This window comes from Methylomonas koyamae, from assembly GCF_019669905.1.
Taxonomy (GTDB): Bacteria; Pseudomonadota; Gammaproteobacteria; order Methylococcales; family Methylomonadaceae; genus Methylomonas; species Methylomonas koyamae.
The window spans coordinates 1,495,624-1,515,646 of sequence record NZ_AP019777.1; the positions used below are offsets into that span (position 1 = coordinate 1,495,624).

The window sequence follows — 20,023 nt, forward strand, 5'->3', positions numbered from 1 at the left end:
AATAAGCAATGTAGAACAAATATTATTCTCGATTCATCTTAATAAATTTTTGCTTAGCTATCATGATACCCAATCTCTGAATGGGATTGCCATTTCCTCCTGGACGCCAAGTAGTGACTAACCTGTTGCAGTAAGCGTCGAAATGAAGCCCTTTGGGGGCCGCCAGAATTTTTCCTCGACCCAATAATATTTTCAAGGCTTGAGTTGCCACAACGCCTGCGCATAATTCACATGCCATTGGTGTAGATGGGCCTCGATGGTTTAACAAGTCTACCGCGCTCTGGTCCATCAAGTAGCCCCTTTGCAACATAGCCGGGGACAATCCTAATAAGAAATGAAGTATTTTATCGGTCGAGGACTTTCCGTTAAGTTTAAAATATTGCTCAAACGTCATTTTACCAGGCATAAAGTTAAGCAGCGCGACCCCCATCCCAAGCGGCGCTGCAGTAACAGCAGGAATTTTATGTTCGGCACAGTAGGCAAACACCATTTCTCTGGCCTCAAAAGCAAAAAAATCGAGCGAATCGACATATAAATCTACTCCACTAAAGAAATCGGCAAGATTGCTGGAGGTCACTCCATCCGGAAATTTCTGGATGTGTAGTTCAGGATTAATATCGAGTGCCATCGCTGCCATTATGTCTGTCTTTGGCTGATCCAAGTGTGAGATAGTGGCGCCTGCCTGACGGTTGAAATTGGCAAGTTCAAATTTGTCGAAATCCGCAATGTGGAATTCGCCAATCCCTAGCCGGGTCAGCGTTAACAAATGACTTCCTCCAACGCCGCCCAGTCCGGCAATAGCAATTTTTTTGCTGCGAAGTTTTGCCTGTTCATCTGTTGTGATCCAGCCGATATTACGGGAAAAAGCCTGTTCGAAATTGAATGCTGTCATTCCTGCGCTCCTGATCGAGGTCAGCGGTTGTGCTAAGTAGCTTGCTAAGCTGTCAGTCGGATTTTTTATTGCTATTTTATTATTCTAATAGTCTCTCTGGATTTGGCTTGCAAGGTATAGATATTGATATGCGTCGTCATGGGGGGCAACTTAGCATTTTGATCTACCAGATCGTTTGCTACGACTATTGTTACGCAGTAATCTCAGGCCAAATTCTAGTTGAGAAGAAATCTGACAAACTCCGCTTGGCTCATCGACATCAATACGCATGCCCGTCGGTTCAGAGAACCTGGATATCTTTGTTTGTTGCTTAGCACCATAGCTGTCATCCTACTTCAAATATCCAAAATTATATTTTTGCTGTTCTTTAAGTAAGAAATGTCACTTTTTATAAAATTAAAACACATTTAATATCAATTTTTTAAAATTTAACGCATTATGATATTGAATTCTAAAAGTCCAGTATTGTATTTAAGGAGCCTCTGATTAATTCAGTTTTTCAAGAAAAACAGAATCGCAACTCATTGATTTGATTGAGATCGAAATACGCGATAGCGAATTAATCAGAGGCCCCTTAAGCAATGATTTGTTAGGCGACGATATAACTTTTGTATCTACAAGATCACGGAGTTATCGAAAGTAAATAAAAATCCGTTGACTGATCCATGTAAGTCGCGATCAGTTGGTTTTTTGAGGGGCTATCTGGCCCCCTTTCCCCACAAAATCACTTCAACCGTACTCAACATTATCGTCAAATCCAGAAAAAGACTGTAGTTCTTCACGTAGTACAGATCATATTGCAGCTTTTGCCGAGTGTCGAATTCGCTGGCGCCGTAGGGATAACAAAGCTGGGCCCAGCCGGTGATGCCGGGCTTTACCCGGTGCCGTTCCTTGTAATATGGGATGGTTTCTTCGAAACCTTTTACAAATTCTGGCCTTTCCGGGCGTGGGCCGACGAAGCTCATATCGCCTTTCAGCACATTCAACAGTTGCGGTAACTCGTCGATTCGGTATTTTCTGATGAACTTGCCGACTTTGGTGACGCGGTCGTCGCTTTGGCTGGCCCATTGCGCGCCGTTTTTCTCGGCATCCACACGCATGCTGCGGAACTTGATGACGTCGAACGGGGAGTCGCGGTAACCGACGCGCTTTTGCCGGTAAAACACCGGCGCGCCGAAACCGCTTTCGATATAGATGGCCAGTGCGGTCAGCAGCATTAGCCACCAGCTAACGGCGAGCAATAACAGGCTGGCAATAATATCAAAACTGCGTTTGACGATGGGGCGCATACCGTTATTGACAAAACCGTCGGAAAACATCAGCCAACTTGGGCTAAGGGCGGCAAGAAACACCAAGCGTTGTTCCCGTTCGTAGAAAGTTTGCAAGTCCATTATTTGCACCCCCGACATTTTGATGTCCAACAGTTCTTCTACGGGCAGCTTTTTGCGCCTGTCGTCGACTGCGATGACGATTTCGTCGACATTCGCCGCTTCAACGATGTCGCTTAGTCTGATTTTGTCGTTTAGCGCGATGGCGTGCGGCACGGCGACCGGCTCGTCCTCTAGCGTTATGTAACCGACGATTTCGAAGCCTTTGTAAACGTAACTGGAATTCACGACGCTTAACTCGCCGGCCCGTTCCCCGCAGCCGATGACCAGCACTCTGCGTTTTAGGTTTTCCAGGTTTACAAAGCGGTAGAACAGATAGCGGGTGAGCAGCAAGCCGGCAAACGAAAATAAGATCGCCGAAATCAATACGCTGCGGGCCAGCATCAGTTCCGGGATGATGTAGTAAGTAAAAGCCAGGATAAAAACGGCGACGGCAAAGCTGACGCTAATCCGTTGCAGTATGTTGTATTCCTCCTTATCCAGCGTTTTGCGGTAAAGGCCTAATGCGGAACAACTTCCTGTCATTACCATCGCAAACACGATTGCCGCAGAAGCTAATTCGGATTGCGAATACCACGAGGCGGTGTAAAGAAAACGAACCGCAGCGCCGATGTACATCGCCGAGTAGAACACCAAAGCTTCAGCGAACAGCAGCCATAGGTATGCAGTCGATATGTAATGCCGAAATATTCTGATCATGGTTCGAGCTTTCGCGCTTTCAGGGAAATGTTATTGGGCCGCGTTTTGGTTCAACAGTGTCTTGATGTGTTCGGAAGGAATTGCGTAAGTAATGCCGCTGGGATTGGAAATCGCGTTTTCTTTGCTGCCCTGGACGAACACTTTGTTAATGATGCCGACGACCTTACCCGACTTTATGTCATATAGCGGGCTTCCGCTATTGCCCGGATAGGCAGTCGCGTCCAATTGAAACACGTCGAAGGGGGTTTGCAAGCGCTTTAACATATTGACATTCAATTGGTTGCTGGCAATGGCCGGGATGGCATTCGGGGATATTGCGGCGATAATGCTGCGGTGCGTCACCGGGTAAAGGCCCAAGATCATGCCGATCGGATAGCCGGTGAAGGCATATTGTTCGCCCTCGCGGACACGCTGCGAATCGCCGATTTCCAGTGCCGGCAGTGATCGGCCCTCTACGCTAAGCAACGCCAGATCGTGGTCCTCGTCGGTCGCGCGAAGCTCGGCGATTTGCATTTGTTCTTTTTGATCTTCCCGGTAAAACACCGCGAAGCGTTCCAAATGACCGTCGTCCAGCTTTTTGGCGGTGACATGGGCATTCGTGATTACTTTTTTGCCATCGCCCACTGCAAAACCGGTCCCAAGAAACACGCCACGCGGGTTACGGCTGGGCATATAGGTGCCGATCGCCACGATACCGGGTTTTATCCGACCCAATATTTCCGGTAGGTTAAATTCGCTTGCGTAGCCGCCGTTGGGAATTAGTAAGAATGCCAGCAAAGGGATCGGGAAATACGGTATGCAGTTTTTCATGGTCAATGGATACTTAGCCCCGCGGGACATGTTTTCACTAGAGTGTAGCGCAACTTACTGGGATTGGCATTGCGCTTGGACTGTATTCGTTTTAGCTTGCGGCCAAGGCCTTGCTGCCAGACGGTTAAACTGTTCGTTCGCGGCTGGCGGTTGAACTTGTCGCCAATTTACCGGTCTATGCAAGCGGAGATAGTAATCCGTTTCCGGTGGTTCGACGCTAAATGCGGGAATCGCTTTCCATGCAACGATTAACGACGAGCTGCCGGATTTTTTGCTTCGATGTTTTCTTCAATAAAACTGCCGTTTTTCCAGCACAACAACCCCGCCGATTCCGGGCGCCAATCCGCCAGCACGTAACGTTTAGCCGGCAAACCGTCCAACATAAATTCGTGGAAGCCCGGCCGATGCGTATGGCCGTGAACCAGTATCCGGCAGTCATATTCGCGCATGGCGGCGATGACGGTGTCCTGGTTGACATCCATGATGTCGTAGGATTTCTCACGTTTGTGAAAGTAACTGCGCAAACGGTACCAGCGGGCGGCTATAAGCCTTAGCCAAACCGGTTTGCGCAATACTGCGTCCTGCCATTCTCGGCTACGCGATTTGATTCGGAATGCCTGATAAGCTATGTCGTCACTGCACAATAAATCGCCGTGGGTCAATAACACCCGTTGGCCGTCCAGCTCGATCACGGCGAAATCCCCCAGCAGCGAAACACCGGTGTCGGTGCAAAAGGCATTGCCTAATAGAAAATCCCGGTTGCCTTGCTGGATAAAGACTTTGACGCCGGAAGCAGTAAGCTGTTTTAGCTCGCGTTTGATGTCTCGGGCGGGCCGGGTGTTATCGTCGTCGCCTATCCAGGCGTCGAATAAGTCGCCCAATATATATAAGGCTTGCGCTTTGCTGGCCCGCTGCCGCAGAAAATGAAAAAAGCGCCGGAGAATTTCAGGTTTTTCCAGCGCCAGATGCAGGTCGGATATGAACAGTATATCTTTCACGAAGAATGCCGCACCGACCCAGACGGAGCGGCGAGTTCCTTATTCGACAATTTCGGCTTTCTCGATCACGATATCGGTCTTAGGTACATCTTGGTGCATGCCGCGATTGCCGGTCGCCTGTTTAGCCATCGCGTCGACCACGTCCATACCTTCGACGACTTCGCCGAACACGGCATAGCCCCAACCGCTCGGTGTCGGGCTGGTGTGGTCCAGGAAGGAGTTGTCTTTGTAATTGATGAAAAATTGCGCGGTGGCGGAATGCGGATCGCTGGTGCGCGCCATTGCCAGCGTGCCGCGCTTGTTTTTCAAGCCGTTGTCGGCCTCGTTTTTGATCGGGGAATTGGTTGTTTTCTGGTTAAACGAAGTGTCGAAACCGCCGCCTTGGGCCATGAAACCAGGAATCACCCGATGGAAAATCGTGCCGTCGTAAAAACCTTGTTTAACGTAGGCAACAAAGTTAGCGGCGGATGCCGGGGCTTTTTCGTCCTCCAACTGGATGGCAATAGTGCCGAGAGAAGTGGTTAATTTGACTTTGGTATGTGTGTTGGACATTTTATTTTCTGTTGCAAATGAAAGAGTTGAGATTGAAAACAGCATCAAGTAAACCAGAGTTGCGCGCATGACCGCTCCCAAAATTAGCTGCAAGCCTTGAATTCTATGTGTTTTTATCTTGAAAGAGAAGTTCGAATCTTGGTAGATTGCCCGGTGTTTTGCCGCCTTTACGCCTCCGTACATGTTAAAAATCTACAATACTCTAACCCGTAGCAAACAAGAATTCGTGCCGAAACAGCCTGGCAAAGTCGGCATGTACGTTTGCGGAATGACCGTTTACGATTATTGCCATATCGGCCACGCCAGGGTCATGGTTGTGTTCGATACCGTGGCGCGTTACCTGCGGCATTCCGGTTACCAATTGATCTACGTCCGCAATATCACCGATATCGACGACAAAATTATTCAGCGCGCCAACCAGAACGGCGAGGAGTTCACCGAACTCACCGCGCGCTTCATCGATGCGATGCACGAAGACGAACGGGCGCTGGCGGTATTGCCGCCCGACCGCGAGCCCAGGGCGACGCAGTCGATTTCTGACATCATCGGCATGATCGAAGCGCTGATCGCAAAGGATTACGCTTACATCGGCGCGAACGGCGACGTGTTTTATGCCGTCGCTAAGTTTGCCGGATACGGCAAGTTATCCGGGAAAAACATCGAAGATCTGAACGCCGGCGAGCGTGTCGATATCGACAATGCCAAACGCGATCCGCTGGATTTCGTGCTGTGGAAAAGGGCTAAGCCCGGCGAACCGGCATGGGATTCGCCCTGGGGCGCCGGTCGCCCCGGCTGGCATATCGAATGCTCGGCGATGTCGACCTGCTGCCTGGGCAACCATTTCGACATTCACGGCGGCGGCATGGATCTGCAATTTCCACATCATGAAAACGAAATCGCCCAATCCGAGGGCGCCACCGGGGAAATCTTTGTCAACTACTGGATGCACAACGGTTTCGTCAGGGTCAACGAGGAGAAAATGTCCAAATCGTTGGGCAATTTTTTCACGGTGCGCGAAGTGTTGAAACAGTATCGTCCGGAAGTGGTCCGTTTTTTTATTTTGTCCAGCCATTACCGCAGTCCGTTGAATTATTCCGACGAGCATCTGGACGAAGCCGGTACGGCATTGACCAGGTTGTATACCGCGCTCAGAGGTATCGATGTGGTCGATATCGATGTCGACGCCGATTTCAAACAACGTTTTGAGCAGGCGATGGACGACGACTTCAATACCCCGGTCGCACTGGCGGTGTTGTTCGACTTGGCGCGGGAATTGAACAAAGCCGAGGACAAAACCCTATTGGCAGCTACTTTAAAGCGGTTGGCGGCGATCTTGGGTCTGTTACAAGACGATCCGGAACAATTCCTGAAGGGTGGGGCCGGGCAGGGCGGTTTGGACGCTGCGGAGATTGAACGCCTGATCGAAGCTCGCAAAGCCGCAAAAGCCGAAAAAAACTGGGCGCAGGCCGATGCTATTCGCGACCAATTGAAATCTCAGGGCATATTGTTGGAAGACATAGCCGGCGGCAAAACCACTTGGCGCCGGGAAGCTTGAGGAAACACATGAGCGAAATTAAAGACAAATCCATAGAAATATTTCTCGACGAGTTGGCTAGCAAGCAAGCCACGCCGGGCGGCGGTAGCGCGGCGGCGGTGATGGGGGCGCAAGCAGCGGCTTTGGTTAGCATGGTGTGCAATCTGACGATAGGTAAACCCAAATATGCCGCTGTGGAATTGGAATTGAGAGATTTGCTCGGCGAAGCCGAAGTGTTGCGGCAAACGCTGCTCGGGATGGTCAAAGCCGATGTCGACGTATTCGATAAGTTGATGGCGTGTTACGGACTACCGAAAACCAGCGAGCAGGAAAAGGCCTACCGTAGCGAGCAAATCCAAACGGTGCTGAAAGAAGCGACATTGGTGCCGTTGGCTTGCGCTAAAGCTTGTGCGCAGGCCATCGAGCTGAGCCGCATTGCCGCCGAAAAAGGCAATCTCGGCGTGATCAGCGATGCGGGCGTAGCGGTGATGGCCGCCTACGCCGGGCTGAAGAGTGCGGCATTGAACGTGCAAATCAATGCGGGCGGCTTGAAAGACCGAGTTTTTGCCGAAGCGCAATTGGCCGAGCTCGCCGGCTTGCTGTCGGTCGGCGAGCAAGCGACAGCAAAAATTTACCAAATCGTCAAAGACAAACTTTAAGCTGCGGTCCGGAAGTCGAATGCCCGGACGTTAAGCCAAGATGTTCTAAATCTGTTTAACGTTAATGTTCAAAGTTTGGATCCGGTAAGCGATTTGCCGCGGCGTCATGTCCAACAGGCGGGCGGCCTTGGCTTGCACCCAGCCGCTTTGTTCCAGCGCGGCGATGACCCGTTCCCGCTCGTCCATGCTCTCGTCGTGCAGGTCGATATGCTTGATCGATTGCGGCGTGCGACTGATGCCGATTTCGTTTTCCAGGCCGGTGCTGGCGATCACGTCGCGGTCGATGATGCCGTCGGCGCTCATGATCGCGGCGCGTTCCAGCCGGTTTTCCAGTTCGCGCACGTTGCCCGGCCAGTCGTGTTTCATCAGGATGCGGATTGCGCTTTCCTTAATTTCCAGCGGTCGGCCGCCCTGTTGTTTGGAAATCCGGTTCAATAAAAAGGCCGACAGTTCCGGAATATCTTCAATTCGCTCCCGCAACGGCGGCATATTGATCGGCATGACGTTGAGCCGATAATACAAATCCTCGCGGAAATTGCCGTCGGCCACTTCCTGCTCCAGATTGCGGTTGGTCGCAGCGATGATGCGGACGTTGACTTTCAGCGTGCGCACACCGCCGACCCGTTCGAATTCGCCTTCCTGCAGCACCCGCAGCAACTTGGCTTGGAACGATGCCGAGATTTCGCCGATTTCGTCCAGAAACAGCGTACCGCCGTCGGCCAATTCGAACCGGCCCTTGCGCTGGCCGATCGCGCCGCTAAACGCGCCTTTTTCGTGGCCGAACAATTCCGATTCCAGCAAGGTATCCGGCAGCGCCGCGCAGTTCAGTTTCAAAAACGGGCCGTTGGCGCAAGCCGAATTGAAATGGATCGAGCTGGCGACGACTTCCTTACCGGTGCCGGATTCGCCGCGGATCAACACCGTGGTGTGCCATTTCGCTACCTGGCGAATGATGTCGAACACTTTTAGCATCGGTTCGGAGTGGCCGATGATGTTTTCGAAGCGATAGTTTTTGACCAGGGTTTGCTTCAAATAATCGCGTTCGTTTACCAGTTCGTTTTGCTTGCGCTCCATGACCCGCAGCATGTTGACGCTGTGCGCGATCAGATTGGCGACCATTTCCATGAAACGGGCGCGTTCCCCCAGAAAGCTGGCGTCGCAGGGTTGCGCCGCCAAGATGCCGACTACTTCGCCTTGTTCCACCGCCAGCGGCGAGCCGATGAACGGTAGGTCGGGGTCGTAAACGCCCAGGCGGCTCAAAAAACGAGGCTCGTCGGCGATGCGTTCGACCACAATCGTGCTGCCTTCGTCGAGAATCGCCCCGACCAGGCCTTCGCCGGGCTGGTAACGTACCGAGCGGTCGATGCCTTCGCCGTAAATCTCGCAGATGCCCATGCTGTCGTCTTCGATGTCGCGTAGGGTGATCATGCCGAAGCGCAGGCCGCTGCGTTTATGCAAAATCTCCAGAATGCCTTTCAGTTTGCTGCGTAACTCGTGGGTGCTGTTCAGCAACTGGCTGACCATGTAGAGCGTGTCCAGCTCCGACTCGACCAGTAATAATCGTTCACTCATGGATGCTCACCATGGCCGAATTTTTTTGACAGGGAAAACTGAGTTTGAAACTGCAGCCGTGTTGGTAATCCGGGTCGATCTCGATCATGCCGCTATGCTGGTTGACGATTTCCTTGACCATCACCAAGCCCATGCCGGCCTGCGCACCCTTCAGATTCTGCGAGGTGGTGAAGAACGGTTCGAACACCTTGCTGCGCTGGTGAGCCGGAATCCCCGGTCCGCTGTCGGCGATACTGACGTTGACCCAGTCGCGGTCGGCCGCGGTCGTGATTTTGATCAGCCGCTCGCGGCTGCCGGCGCGGTTCATCGCATCGACTGCGTTATCGATCAGTTGTTTGAACAGCATCCGCAGTTTGTTCTCCGAGCCCAATACGCTAGGCAATACCGGATTCGGCAGCCAATCGACCACGACGCCGTTGGCTAGGAATTTATTGCTATGCAGCAGCATGACTTCGTGCAACAGTTGATTCAGATTGACCGGCACCACGGCCGCTTCCGGAATTTCCGGCACGCAGCGCTGCAGCGTTTCCAGGGTTTCTTCGCCCATCTTCTGCACTTGTCCGAGCAAATCGCGTAGCGGGCGGTTGCTGGCGTCGTTGCGTTGGCCCATGATTTGGATCGCCGCATTGATCTGATTCAAGGGTTGGCGGATTTGGTGCATCGCTCCCAACAAGGTCTCGCGAATACTGCGGATATGTTCTTCTTCGGCCAGTATGGTTCTGAGCGACTGCACCTGCAGTTTTTCCTGCTGCCGCCTGAGCGTCGTGATGTCGTTGATTGTCAACAGTAAGTAATCTTTGGACTGGCGGGCGAAAAAACTGTCGGCGCAGACGTCGTTTTCGATGAACCAGTTGCCGGAGCAGGAGAACCAGCGGGCTCCGCGCAGGCCGCTGCCTTCGATGCGGATTTCCCGGTTGGCGAAACCGTGTTGGCGGTTGACGTTGCTGCCCCACAAATCGCCCATTTCCTGTTCCAAAGCCTCCAAAAAAAACAGTGCCGGTTCGTCCTTGTCCAGTTCGCTGATCAGCATTTTGTACATTTGGTTGTCCAGCACCACCCGTTTGTCGCTATCCAGTACCGCCATCGCCACCGGCGACGCGTTCAGCACCGATTCGATCAATTGTTTCTGGTTATTGACCTGTTGCTCGGCATAGTGGGCCTGAGTGACGTCGCGGTGCATGCCGATGTAATGGCTGATCGCGCCTCTTTCGTCCAACATCGGCGCAATCGTCAAATCGGCCAAATAACGCTGGCCCAGTTTTTGCCGGTTGACCAACTGGCCGTGCCAGACCTGTTTGCGGGAAATGGTATGCCACAAGTCGTAATAGATTTGCCGGGGCGTGGACTTGTCGGATAGCTGCGATTCGTTCTTGCCGAGAATTTCCGCTGCGTTATAGCCGGTTACTTCGGTAAACGCGTCATTGATATAAAGAATATTGGCTTTCTTGTCGGTAATCGAAATCGCCACCGGCGCCTGCTCGACGGCTTTGACGAACAACGAAAACGGTAGCGTTTTGCTCGGCTTGTTAGCGGCCGCCGGCGCCGGACCGTTTCCGGCCGTCAGCAGCTCGGCGGTTTCGCTACCGATCTGGCTTTGCAGAAAGTCTGGAGTCGATTTGCTCATGCGCACGGGTCTCGGCTGTTTTATGAATACACAAAATGTATGCAATTTGAGCGCCAAATAAGAATTTGCCCGGCGCCGCCGACTAAATCCCGACGATTTGTGCGGTTTGCGACAATTTTAAACCCGGTTGTTTCGCCTCTGTGTTTTTTGGCACAGAGTTTTTCGGAGCCGTTTTTGGCGGTTTTGCACTAAAACGGTGAGCTGGCGGGCGTTTGCAGCGTTGGCACAAATGATGCTGCAGAGTAAACAAAACACCAGGTTCGAAGCGATGAGCGAATACTTACTTTTGATATTGGGTACGGCATTGGTCAACAACGTCGTGCTGGTCAAGTTTCTTGGGTTGTGCCCGTTCATGGGCGTTTCCAACAAACTCGACACGGCCTTGGGCATGGGCTTGGCGACGACTTTCGTGTTAACGCTGGCGTCCGCCGCCAGTTGGGTGTTAGAGCACCGGCTGTTAATACCGTTCGATATCGGTTTTTTGCGGGTGCTGGGATTTATTTTGGTGATCGCAGCCGTGGTGCAATTCACCGAAATGGTGATTCATAAAACCAGTCCGGTCATGTACCAGGTGCTGGGGATTTTCTTACCGCTGATTACGACCAATTGCGCGGTATTGGGTGTGGCCTTGTTGAACATCCAAGAGAAATACGATTTCGTGCAAAGCCTGCTGTTCGGCTTTGGTTCGGCAATGGGTTTTACCCTGGTGATGGTGCTCTTCGCCGGTCTGCGTGAACGCTTGGCGCTCATGGCAGTACCGGCGCTTTTTTCGGGGACGCCTATCGCTTTTATCACTGCCGGCGTTCTGTCGCTGGCATTCATGGGGTTTGCGGGTCTTTATACTAAATAAGAGGCGCATTATGTACGTATTGTCCGCCATCGTTGTGTTGACTGCGCTGGGGTTATTACTGGGGCTGGCGCTGGGGATTGCCGGGAAGTATTTGAAAGTCGAGGCCGATCCGCTGATCGAAAAGGTGGAGGCGCTGATGCCCGGATCGCAATGCGGCCAATGCGGTTTTCCCGGCTGCCGCCCGGCTGCCGAAGCGGTCGTCTCCGGTAGCGCGCCGCTGACGTTATGCCCGCCGGGCGGCACCTCGTTGGTGGAACAGTTAGCCAAATTATTGGGCGTGGAAGTCGATTTGAGCCAGACCCAGGATCAGGAACCGATGGTGGCTCGGGTCAGCGAGGAAACCTGCACCGGCTGCACCCGCTGCTTCAAAGTCTGCCCGACCGATGCAATCGTCGGCGCGCCCAAACAAATCCATGCCGTCGTCGCCGATGCTTGTATCGGTTGTAAAAAATGCGTCGAAGTCTGCCCCACCGAATGCTTGCAGATGCATCCGATAGAGGTAACCCTGCGCAATTGGCGCTGGCCTAAGCCGCTGGCGGCCTGACGGAGATGCCCATGTTCGCATTGTTCGAAAATCCCCGCCTGCGCGGCGGCATTCACGCCGAAGAACACAAAACCGAGACCTCGGCACTGCCGATTGCGACCGATTTTCCGTTACCGAAGAAACTGTATATCCCGGTGCAACAGCACGTCGGCAAGCCGGCCGAGCCGTTGGTCATGGTCGGCGAAAAGGTGTTGAAAGGCCAGTTGCTGGCCTATAGCCAGGGCACGATTTCGGCGCCGGTGCATGCGCCAACCTCCGGTACTATCGTCGACGTCAAGGATTTTCCGGCGCCGCATCCGTCGGCCTTGCCGATCCGCACCGTGGTATTGGAAAGCGACGGTCTGGAGCAATGGGCCGAATTGAATGTTGCGGACGACCCGTTTCAACTCGATCCGGAAGAAATCTGCCTGCGGGTCGGCGCGGCCGGCGTGGTCGGACTGGGCGGCGCGGTGTTTCCGTCGGCGGTGAAGCTGAATCTGGGGCGGAAGAACAAGATACATACCTTGCTGATCAACGCCGGCGAATGCGAGCCCTACCTGACCTGCGACGACCGTTTGATGCAGGAGCGGGCGGCGGAGATCGTCGCCGGCATCCGCTTGATGTTGCGCGGCATGGATGCGCCGAAAGCGTTAGTCGGCATCGAAGACAACAAGCCGGAAGCTTTTGCGGCGATGCGTGAGGCCAGCCGGGCGTTTTCCAATATCGTCGTTTCGCAGGTACCGACCCGCTATCCGATGGGTTGGGATCGGCAAATGCTGCGTTATCTGACCGGCCAGGAGATTCCGGCCGACGGCAGGGCCACCGACATCGGCGTTGTGGTGCATAACGTCGCCACTGCTTATGCGGTCTATAACGCCGTCTGCCTGGGTCAGCCTTTGATCAGCCGGGTGGTGACGGTGTCCGGTGCGGCGTTGGCCAAGCCGCAGAACGTCGAAGTGCCGATCGGCACCTTGATGTCGGAAGTATTGGTCTACTGCGGGCTGGACAAAGCCAAACTGGCGCGGCTGGTGATGGGCGGGCCGATGATGGGCGACGCGTTGCCTATCGCCGAAGTGCCGGTAGTAAAAGCCTGCAACGGCATATTGGCGCTGTCTCACGCCGATATCGAAGAACCGGAAGTGCAGCCCTGTATTCGCTGCTCGAGTTGCGTGACGGCCTGTCCGGTCGGGCTGTTGCCGTTGGAAATGGCCAGCCGGATCAAGGTCAACCAACTCGATGCCGCGGTGGATTTGGGCCTGAAGGATTGCATCAGTTGCGGCAGTTGTTCCTACGTCTGCCCGTCGAACATCCCGTTGGTGCATTACTTCAAATTCGCGTCCGGCGAACTGGTCAAGCGCCAACAAGCCGAACATAAAGCCGAGCAAACCAAACGCCTGATCGAAGACCGCAATAACCGGATGGAACGCATGCGCCTGGAAGCAGAAGCCGAAGCCCAGCGCGCCGCCGAGGCCCGCGCCGCGCGGCTGGCCGCCCAGCAGCAGGCCAAAGCCGACGGCACCGATAAAACTACGCAGAGCGTTGCCGCCGAGGAGACCGCATGAGCAGCAAACCGATCAGCGGGCCGCATACTGCGGCCAGCCGCCGCGTGGATCAGATCATGTGGCTGGTGATTAAGGCCATGGCGCCGGCTATCGCCTGCGGCCTATTTTTGTTCGGTTGGCCGGCCTTGTACTTGCTGGCAACCACAGTTGCGGCGGCAGTATTGTTCGAAGCACTCAGTTTGAAATTGAAAGGCGTCGCGGCAATGCCGTTTGTGCGCGACGGCTCGGCCATCGTCACCGGTTTGCTGGTGGCGATGACGTTGCCGCCGTGGGCGCCGTGGTGGATAGGCGTGGTCGGCGCGGCGATCGCGATTGTGTTGGGCAAGCATGTTTACGGCGGGTTGGGGCAGAACCTGTTCAATCCGGCCATGTTGGCGCGGGTGGCTTTGCTGATTTCGTTTCCGATCGAGATGACGACTTGGGCCAACGTGTCGCCGCTGTTTACCGGACCCGGCGTGATCGATAGTCTGGCCATCACCTTCGGCGGCTTGCAAAATGCCGACGCGGTGACCGGCGCCACCACCTTGGGTTACGTCAAAACCGAATTTTCCCAAGGCCGTATGCTGCCCGGCAGTTTGCTGGATTACTCCGGTTTTCTGGCTTTTTTAGGCTGGGAGCGCGGCAGCCTGGGCGAGACCTCTTCGCTGCTAATCCTGGCCGGCGGTATCTGGTTGATACGCCAGGGTGTCATCAAATGGCATATTCCGGTATCGCTGTTGCTGACCATTTTCTTGCTGTCGAGCCTGTTTCACTTGCTGGACGCCACGCACTATCTGGGACCATGGGTGCATTTGAATTCCGGCGCGGTGATGCTGGTGGCCTTCTTTATTGCCACCGATTACGTCACATCGCCGAATACGCCGCAAGGGCAAATTATTTTCGGTGCCGGCTGCGGCCTGTTGATTTACGTGATCCGCACCTGGGGCGGCTATCCGGAAGGCACCGGCTTTGCGATCTTGCTGATGAATGCGGTGACGCCGCTGATCGACCATTACATCCGTCCGCGCATCTACGGCCGTTACCGTAACGGCAAGCCGCTAGACATTTCCAACCCCTGAGGCCGGCCATGAGTTCCGAACCCGTTAAACCGCAAGCCAAGCCGAAAGCCGGCGAATTACTGGAGTTGGCGTTGCTGCGCTGGGCTAGGTTTCGCCTGCAGCTGGCGCAGTGGCTGCAACCCGAGAATCTGCAGCAATTGCGGCCGCAAGTAAAATTTCAGGCTGGCGTGTTGGCCGGATTTGCGTTGTTGGCTGCGATATTGTTGGGTGTGGCCGACTTGGCCACCCGCGGCGTGATCGAGTTGCGGCTGCGCGAGGATCTGCAAGCCAATCTGGCGCAGGTGGTTCCGGCGGAACTGCACGACAACGATCTGCTGCAGGATAGCGTGCTGCTGGATGCCAAGGACAACAATTTGGGAAGCGAGCAAATCGAAGTGTATTTGGCGAAAAAGGCCGGAATCGTCAATGCCGTCAGTTTTAAATTCGTTGCGCCGGACGGTTATGCCGGGCCTATCAGTTTGGTCATGGGCGTCGACCGCGACGGCGAAATCCTCGGCGTGCGCGTCATCTCTCACGTCGAAACGCCGGGCCTGGGCGACAAGATCGAAGTGACCAAATCGAAATGGGTGCTGGGGTTCAACGGCAAGTCGCTGGATAACTTGAGCGTCGAGCAATGGGCTGTGAAAAAAGACGGCGGCGTGTTCGACCAATTCAGCGGCGCGACGATCACGCCGCGCAAAGTGGTGCAGGCGATCAAGCGCGGTCTGGACTTTTATAAGTTGCACCGGGTGGCCTTGCTGGGTGCCGATTAGCTTGCAATGGTTCCTGTCTGCAATGTGGGGTAGCCCCGATGCCGATTGCACCCGCAGCGGCAACAGTTTTTATTTGGGAGCGTAGCTGTCATGAATCTGTCGATTCTATTCTCTGAACAATATCGAAAAATCGCCCGCGACGGGTTGTGGGACAACAATGTGGTGCTGACCCAGAATTTGGCTTTATGTCCGCTATTGGCTGTGACCGGCACTGCCACTAACGGTTTGGGCATGGGCTTGGCGACGATGGCGGTGATGGTGGCGTCCAACGCTGCGGTCTCGGTCAGCCGGCATTTGATTCCGGCGGAGATTCGGATTCCGATTTTTGTGCTATTGATCGCGGCCTTGGTAACGCTGGTCGATATTTTTCTGAATGCCTGGATGCACGAATTGCATAAAGTGTTGGGTTTGTTCATCCCGTTGATCGTAACCAACTGCGTGATTCTCGGCCGCGCCGAAGCATTCGCCTCCAAGCAGCCGGTAATGCCGTCGATGTGGGACGGGCTGATGATGGGCGTCGGCTTTACCGGGGCGATGGTGGTGTTGGGCGCAATGCGCGAAATCAGTTCGGCCGGCACCCTGTTTGCCAATGCCTCGGTTTTGCTCGGCGAGGGTTTCCGCTTTCTAGAGACGGTATTGATACCGGAATATAAAGGTTTTTTACTGATGGCATTGCCGCCCGGCGGATTCATCATGCTGGGGTTCATGGTAGCGCTGAAGCGGTTGTTGGACCGCCGAATCGCGGCCAGGCCGGCGCCGCTAATCCAACCGGCGGCGGAGATAGCGGACGAGGACGCGGTCGCGGCGGAATAGGAGGAATCGAACATGAACGTCGGGGTATGTTACGCACAGGCCGATCGGCAAATTTGGTTACGTCTGGAAGTGCCCGAAGGCAGCACCATCGCCGATGCTATCGAGTTGTCGGGCGTGCTGAAGCAAATTCCGGAGATCGATCTGGAAACGCAAAAAGTCGGTATTTTCGGTAAACTAGCCAAGCTGGATGCGCCGGTCAAGGAGGGCGACCGGGTAGAAATCTACCGTAAAATTACCGCCGATCCTACGCAGGTTCAACGGCGGCGGGTGGCGTAACGATGTATGTCTGCGTTTGTAAAGCGGTGACCGATAGCCAGTTGGACGCGGCGATTGCCAGAGGGCTGTGTTCGCGCAAGCAGTTATTCCATTGTTTCGGCGTCGGCGGCGACTGCGGCAAATGCAACAAGGATATCGCCAGGATCTTGACCGATAAATCTGCCGGACGCTTGCGCCAAGCGGCTAACGATCGGCAGTGACCAAACACCATAACCCAGGAGAATAGACATGCAAGGGGACAAAAAAGTTATCGAGTACCTGAACAAGGTATTGGAAAACGAACTCACCGCGATCAACCAATACTTTTTGCATGCCCGGATGTTCAAAAACTGGGGTTTGCAAAAACTCAACGAAAAGGAATACCACGAGTCGATCGACGAAATGAAACACGCCGACAAATTGATCGAGCGGGTTTTGTTTCTGGAGGGCCTGCCCAATCTGCAAAGCCTGGGCCGGTTGATGATCGGCGAGAATCCGCGGGAGATGCTGGAGTGCGACCTGAAGCTGGAGCAGTTGGCGTTGCCGCTGTTGAAAGAAGCGATCGCTTATTGTGAATCGGTCAACGATTATATTTCTCGCGAAGTGTTGGAACATATCCTGGAAAGCGAGGAAGAGCATATCGATTGGCTGGAAACCCAGTTGGATTTGATCGAAAAAATCGGCTTGCAGAACTATTTGCAATCGCAAATGTAATTTCCGTTATTCCCATGGATCGGCCTGGGCCGTCTTGCTTTAGTCGGCGCGGCCGATCCATTCCGGTTAAACCTCGTCGCACGCCTTGCTCTAAAATCCCGTTACCGCCGTTTGCCATGCCGCTTTGCCGAAATATCCGGCAGGGCAGGCGAATATTTTCCGCGCGTTGCCAACAGTTGGCGCTAATAGGTTATCCTTATTCCGGTTAGCCGCGGCGCCTTAAGTCCGGTCGAATCGAGGATGTCGTGGCGTATCGCATCCCGGCCGTTGGCCTATCGCCGCTAATGGTTGCCGATTTTTCAATCCCTATCGCCGGAATGGAGCGTATGCCGCAGAGTGCCTTTACCCTGGAATCCTTGCTGGAAACTCACGACTTGCCGCTGGTCATTGTCGATGCCGAATTGAATGTGGTTGCGGTCAATCGTGCTTGGGAAACCGGTTTTGGCGCTTCCCGGCAGAGCAGGGTGGGTAAGCCTTGCTGCCCAGACAACCGCGATTGCCGCCACCGGAAAATGTTCAGGACCTTGGAGTCGTACGCCGGGGTGTATCCGGATTACAGCGACCCGGACGCGGCGTCTTCTTTGAATGTGCGCGGTTTTCCGCTGCTGGATGCCGACGCCACTTTGTATTTGGGCGAAGTGCAGACGCCGTTGCACAAATGCCCGTCCGCCGATTCCGCGGCGATGATGGTCGGCAAGTCGGCGGTATTCAACGAATTTAGAACCCGCTTGTGCCAAGCCGCAGAAACTCAAGCGGCAGTGATGCTGCTCGGCGAAACCGGTACCGGTAAGGAACTGGCCGCCGAGTTTGTGCACCGGAATTCGAAGCATGCGCATGGCGAATTCGTCATTGTCGACTGCACCATCTTGGGCGAAGACCTGTTCGAAAGCGAATTGTTCGGCCACGAAAAAGGCGCGTTCACCGGAGCCACCGCGGCGAAAAAGGGCCTGTTCGAATTGGCAGATAACGGCACCTTGTTTTTCGACGAGATCGGCGACTTGCCGTTGTCGCAACAGCCCAAACTGTTGCGCGCGCTGGAAAGCGGCCAATTTCGCCGGGTGGGCGGCACCGCGATGCAAAAAGCCAAAGTCAGGGTGGTTTGCGCTACGCATCGGAATTTGGCGGAAATGGTCAAGAACGGCCAGTTTCGCGAGGATTTGTTCTACCGGCTTTCGGTATTCCCGGTGGAGGCGCCGCCGTTACGCCAGCGCAAGCAGGATTTGCCGATATTGATCGACCATTTTCTGGGGCAACTCGCTGCCGGAGGCGCCGGTTATAGCCTAACGCAACCGGCGTTGGTGAAACTGATCCAATACGATTGGCCGGGGAACATTCGCGAGTTGCGCAATTGTCTGCAATTGGCCGCCGGCCTGTGCAAGGAGCGCCAGATTCAGGATAGCGACATTCACTTTATGCAGCGCCCGGTAGGGAACGGCGAAACCGGCGGCGTCGTCGGCTGGCAGCGGGAAACGGCGCCATTGGCCGGCCTTGCCCAATACGAGGCCGAATTTATCGGCAGTTTGATGAAAAAATATCAGGGCAACCGTAAACTGATTGCCGCCGAAATGAATATCAGCGAAAGAACGCTGTACCGTAAACTTAACCGGCTGCATTTGAGCTAGGCCTCGGGATACGATGATGGAATCCAATTTAATCAACTGGACGCTAGACAACATCGGCAACCAGCAACGCAACGGTTTCACGCCGCCGCGCGACATGCGGGAAACGATTGCCCAAATCAAGGCCTTGCCGCCGCTGCCGGGCAGCGCAATGCGCATCTTGAATCTGATCGGCGACCCGCACGCCGACGTCGCCAAGTTGGCGGAAATCATAGAGCTCGACCCGCTGTTGACCGCGCAGATCATCCGCTGGGCCAGTTCTTCGTTATACGGTTACCGTGGTAAGATCACCACCGTGCATGACGCGATCAGCCGGGTGCTGGGCTTTAATTTCGTCTTGGACTTGGCGTTGGGTCTGGCGGTGTTGGCGCCGTTGAAATCGCCGAAGGAAGGGCAAATCGGTACCCGGATGTTTTGGACCCACGCACTGGCCAGCACCCGTTTGATGGCGCAATTGGCGGCAGCGATGCCCGAGTCGGTGCGGCCGAATGGGCAAGAATTATTTTTGGCCGGTTTGATGCACAATATCGGTTTCCCGTTGCTGGGTCACCGTTTTCCCGACGAATTCAATTATCTGAGCGGTCTGATCAATGCAAATCCGAATCTGGCGATCTTTAATCTGGAAAATTTCGCCTTCGGATTGAACCATACCGAAATCGGCGCCTGGTTAATGAATGTCTGGTCGATGCCGCGTGCGATCACCGATATTGTCTACCACCACCACAATCCTTGCTATCGCGGCGAACATCATCTATTGAACTTGTTGACATTTTACAGCGATTGCCTGTTGGGCAAACTCGGTATAGGCGATGCGGCGAATCAGTCTTGTCCCGACGAAGTGCCGGCGCTGCTGGGTCTGGACGAAGCGGTTTGCCAACAGATTCTCGATAGCCAAAACGACGAGATCAGTTACATTCTGGCCACTGCGGAACAACTTACGGATTAACTCTAGTCGGCCGGCATGGTTGCTTGAAGACGTTTATTCGCAGAACCCTCAAAAGACTTATTGCTGGCGTCAGTTTGCGAGTAGCGCTTTTCACTTTGCAGTGCGTTGCCTTGCTTAACCTTGCGCTCAAAACAAAGCCTGCCGCACTGTAATCTCGCCGAACCTGGCTCAAGTTGAATATTCAGCTTTGGCCCAGCGCGGTC

Annotated in this window: 20 protein-coding genes; 13 read left to right on the plus strand and 7 right to left on the minus strand. The window is 54.2% G+C overall.

The genetic code is table 11. The features are described from left to right. Positions 1 to 22: 22 nt before the first annotated feature. The 5 genes from MKFW12EY_RS07230 to MKFW12EY_RS07250 form a co-directional block, all read right to left on the minus strand. Positions 23 to 892 (minus strand): ThiF family adenylyltransferase, encoded by an 870-nt coding sequence (locus MKFW12EY_RS07230; RefSeq protein WP_221054261.1) that lies wholly within the window; start codon positions 890 to 892, stop codon positions 23 to 25. 698 nt (positions 893 to 1,590) lie between these two features. Then, positions 1,591 to 2,979, minus strand: coding sequence for a TIGR03013 family XrtA/PEP-CTERM system glycosyltransferase (locus MKFW12EY_RS07235; RefSeq protein ID WP_221054262.1), 1,389 nt, complete (start codon positions 2,977 to 2,979; stop codon positions 1,591 to 1,593). Between the two features lie 30 nt (positions 2,980 to 3,009). Continuing rightward, on the minus strand, positions 3,010 to 3,789 hold the full coding sequence (locus MKFW12EY_RS07240) for a S1 family peptidase (RefSeq protein WP_221054263.1): 780 nt from the start codon (positions 3,787 to 3,789) through the stop codon (positions 3,010 to 3,012). 248 nt (positions 3,790 to 4,037) lie between these two features. Beyond that, positions 4,038 to 4,787, minus strand: a complete 750-nt coding sequence (locus MKFW12EY_RS07245; protein ID WP_221054264.1) for a UDP-2,3-diacylglucosamine diphosphatase — start codon at positions 4,785 to 4,787, stop codon at positions 4,038 to 4,040. Positions 4,788 to 4,826: 39 nt separating this feature from the next. Beyond that, positions 4,827 to 5,408: a peptidylprolyl isomerase gene (locus MKFW12EY_RS07250; protein ID WP_064030446.1), complete on the minus strand. Its 582-nt coding sequence runs from the start codon at positions 5,406 to 5,408 to the stop codon at positions 4,827 to 4,829. 112 nt (positions 5,409 to 5,520) lie between these two features. On the opposite strand from MKFW12EY_RS07250, the gene cysS reads away from it, so the two are divergent. After that, the gene (gene cysS, locus MKFW12EY_RS07255) at positions 5,521 to 6,894 is read left to right on the plus strand and encodes a cysteine--tRNA ligase (protein ID WP_054763013.1); all 1,374 of its coding nucleotides are present in this window, start codon (positions 5,521 to 5,523) and stop codon (positions 6,892 to 6,894) included. A gap of 8 nt (positions 6,895 to 6,902) precedes the next feature. Next, the gene (fchA, locus tag MKFW12EY_RS07260; RefSeq protein WP_221054265.1) at positions 6,903 to 7,532 is read left to right on the plus strand and encodes a methenyltetrahydrofolate cyclohydrolase; all 630 of its coding nucleotides are present in this window, start codon (positions 6,903 to 6,905) and stop codon (positions 7,530 to 7,532) included. Positions 7,533 to 7,577: 45 nt separating this feature from the next. On the opposite strand, the gene nifA is transcribed toward fchA, so the two are convergent. Together nifA and nifL are read right to left on the minus strand one after the other, a co-directional pair. After that, positions 7,578 to 9,104 (minus strand): nif-specific transcriptional activator NifA, encoded by a 1,527-nt coding sequence (gene nifA / locus MKFW12EY_RS07265; protein ID WP_064022232.1) that lies wholly within the window; start codon positions 9,102 to 9,104, stop codon positions 7,578 to 7,580. After that, positions 9,097 to 10,728 (minus strand): nitrogen fixation negative regulator NifL, encoded by a 1,632-nt coding sequence (gene nifL, locus MKFW12EY_RS07270; RefSeq protein WP_082409904.1) that lies wholly within the window; start codon positions 10,726 to 10,728, stop codon positions 9,097 to 9,099. Before nifL ends, nifA begins: the two co-directional genes overlap by 8 nt. A 268-nt stretch (positions 10,729 to 10,996) precedes the next feature. Between nifL and rsxA the strand changes: the two genes are divergently transcribed. The 11 genes from rsxA (at position 10,997) to MKFW12EY_RS07325 (ending at position 19,820) form a co-directional block, all read left to right on the plus strand. After that, complete coding sequence (rsxA, locus tag MKFW12EY_RS07275; RefSeq protein ID WP_054763015.1) at positions 10,997 to 11,578, plus strand: electron transport complex subunit RsxA; 582 nt, start codon at positions 10,997 to 10,999, stop codon at positions 11,576 to 11,578. 10 nt (positions 11,579 to 11,588) lie between these two features. Further along, positions 11,589 to 12,122, plus strand: a complete 534-nt coding sequence (gene rsxB, locus MKFW12EY_RS07280) for an electron transport complex subunit RsxB (RefSeq protein WP_064024766.1) — start codon at positions 11,589 to 11,591, stop codon at positions 12,120 to 12,122. Between the two features lie 11 nt (positions 12,123 to 12,133). Beyond that, positions 12,134 to 13,663, plus strand: coding sequence for an electron transport complex subunit RsxC (gene rsxC, locus MKFW12EY_RS07285; protein ID WP_221054266.1), 1,530 nt, complete (start codon positions 12,134 to 12,136; stop codon positions 13,661 to 13,663). Then, positions 13,660 to 14,721 (plus strand): RnfABCDGE type electron transport complex subunit D, encoded by a 1,062-nt coding sequence (locus MKFW12EY_RS07290; protein WP_221054267.1) that lies wholly within the window; start codon positions 13,660 to 13,662, stop codon positions 14,719 to 14,721. The genes rsxC and MKFW12EY_RS07290 overlap by 4 nt, the downstream gene beginning before the upstream one ends. Positions 14,722 to 14,729: 8 nt before the next feature. Beyond that, positions 14,730 to 15,473 carry an electron transport complex subunit RsxG gene (gene rsxG, locus MKFW12EY_RS07295; protein WP_054758472.1) on the plus strand — a complete coding sequence of 248 codons (744 nt, stop codon included), beginning with the start codon at positions 14,730 to 14,732 and terminating at the stop codon, positions 15,471 to 15,473. Positions 15,474 to 15,563: 90 nt separating this feature from the next. Then, on the plus strand, positions 15,564 to 16,286 hold the full coding sequence (locus MKFW12EY_RS07300; RefSeq protein WP_054758473.1) for an electron transport complex subunit E: 723 nt from the start codon (positions 15,564 to 15,566) through the stop codon (positions 16,284 to 16,286). Between the two features lie 12 nt (positions 16,287 to 16,298). Continuing rightward, positions 16,299 to 16,562, plus strand: a complete 264-nt coding sequence (locus tag MKFW12EY_RS07305) for an RnfH family protein (protein ID WP_054758476.1) — start codon at positions 16,299 to 16,301, stop codon at positions 16,560 to 16,562. A 2-nt stretch (positions 16,563 to 16,564) separates the two neighbouring features. Beyond that, positions 16,565 to 16,762, plus strand: a complete 198-nt coding sequence (locus MKFW12EY_RS07310) for a (2Fe-2S)-binding protein (RefSeq protein ID WP_054758485.1) — start codon at positions 16,565 to 16,567, stop codon at positions 16,760 to 16,762. Between the two features lie 28 nt (positions 16,763 to 16,790). Continuing rightward, complete coding sequence (bfr, locus tag MKFW12EY_RS07315; protein ID WP_064022225.1) at positions 16,791 to 17,255, plus strand: bacterioferritin; 465 nt, start codon at positions 16,791 to 16,793, stop codon at positions 17,253 to 17,255. Positions 17,256 to 17,581: 326 nt separating this feature from the next. Beyond that, on the plus strand, positions 17,582 to 18,877 hold the full coding sequence (locus MKFW12EY_RS07320) for a sigma-54 interaction domain-containing protein (RefSeq protein WP_054758595.1): 1,296 nt from the start codon (positions 17,582 to 17,584) through the stop codon (positions 18,875 to 18,877). 13 nt (positions 18,878 to 18,890) lie between these two features. After that, entirely contained in the window at positions 18,891 to 19,820 is a 930-nt protein-coding gene (locus MKFW12EY_RS07325) for an HDOD domain-containing protein (protein WP_082409601.1), read from the plus strand. Positions 19,821 to 20,023: the final 203 nt, after the last annotated feature.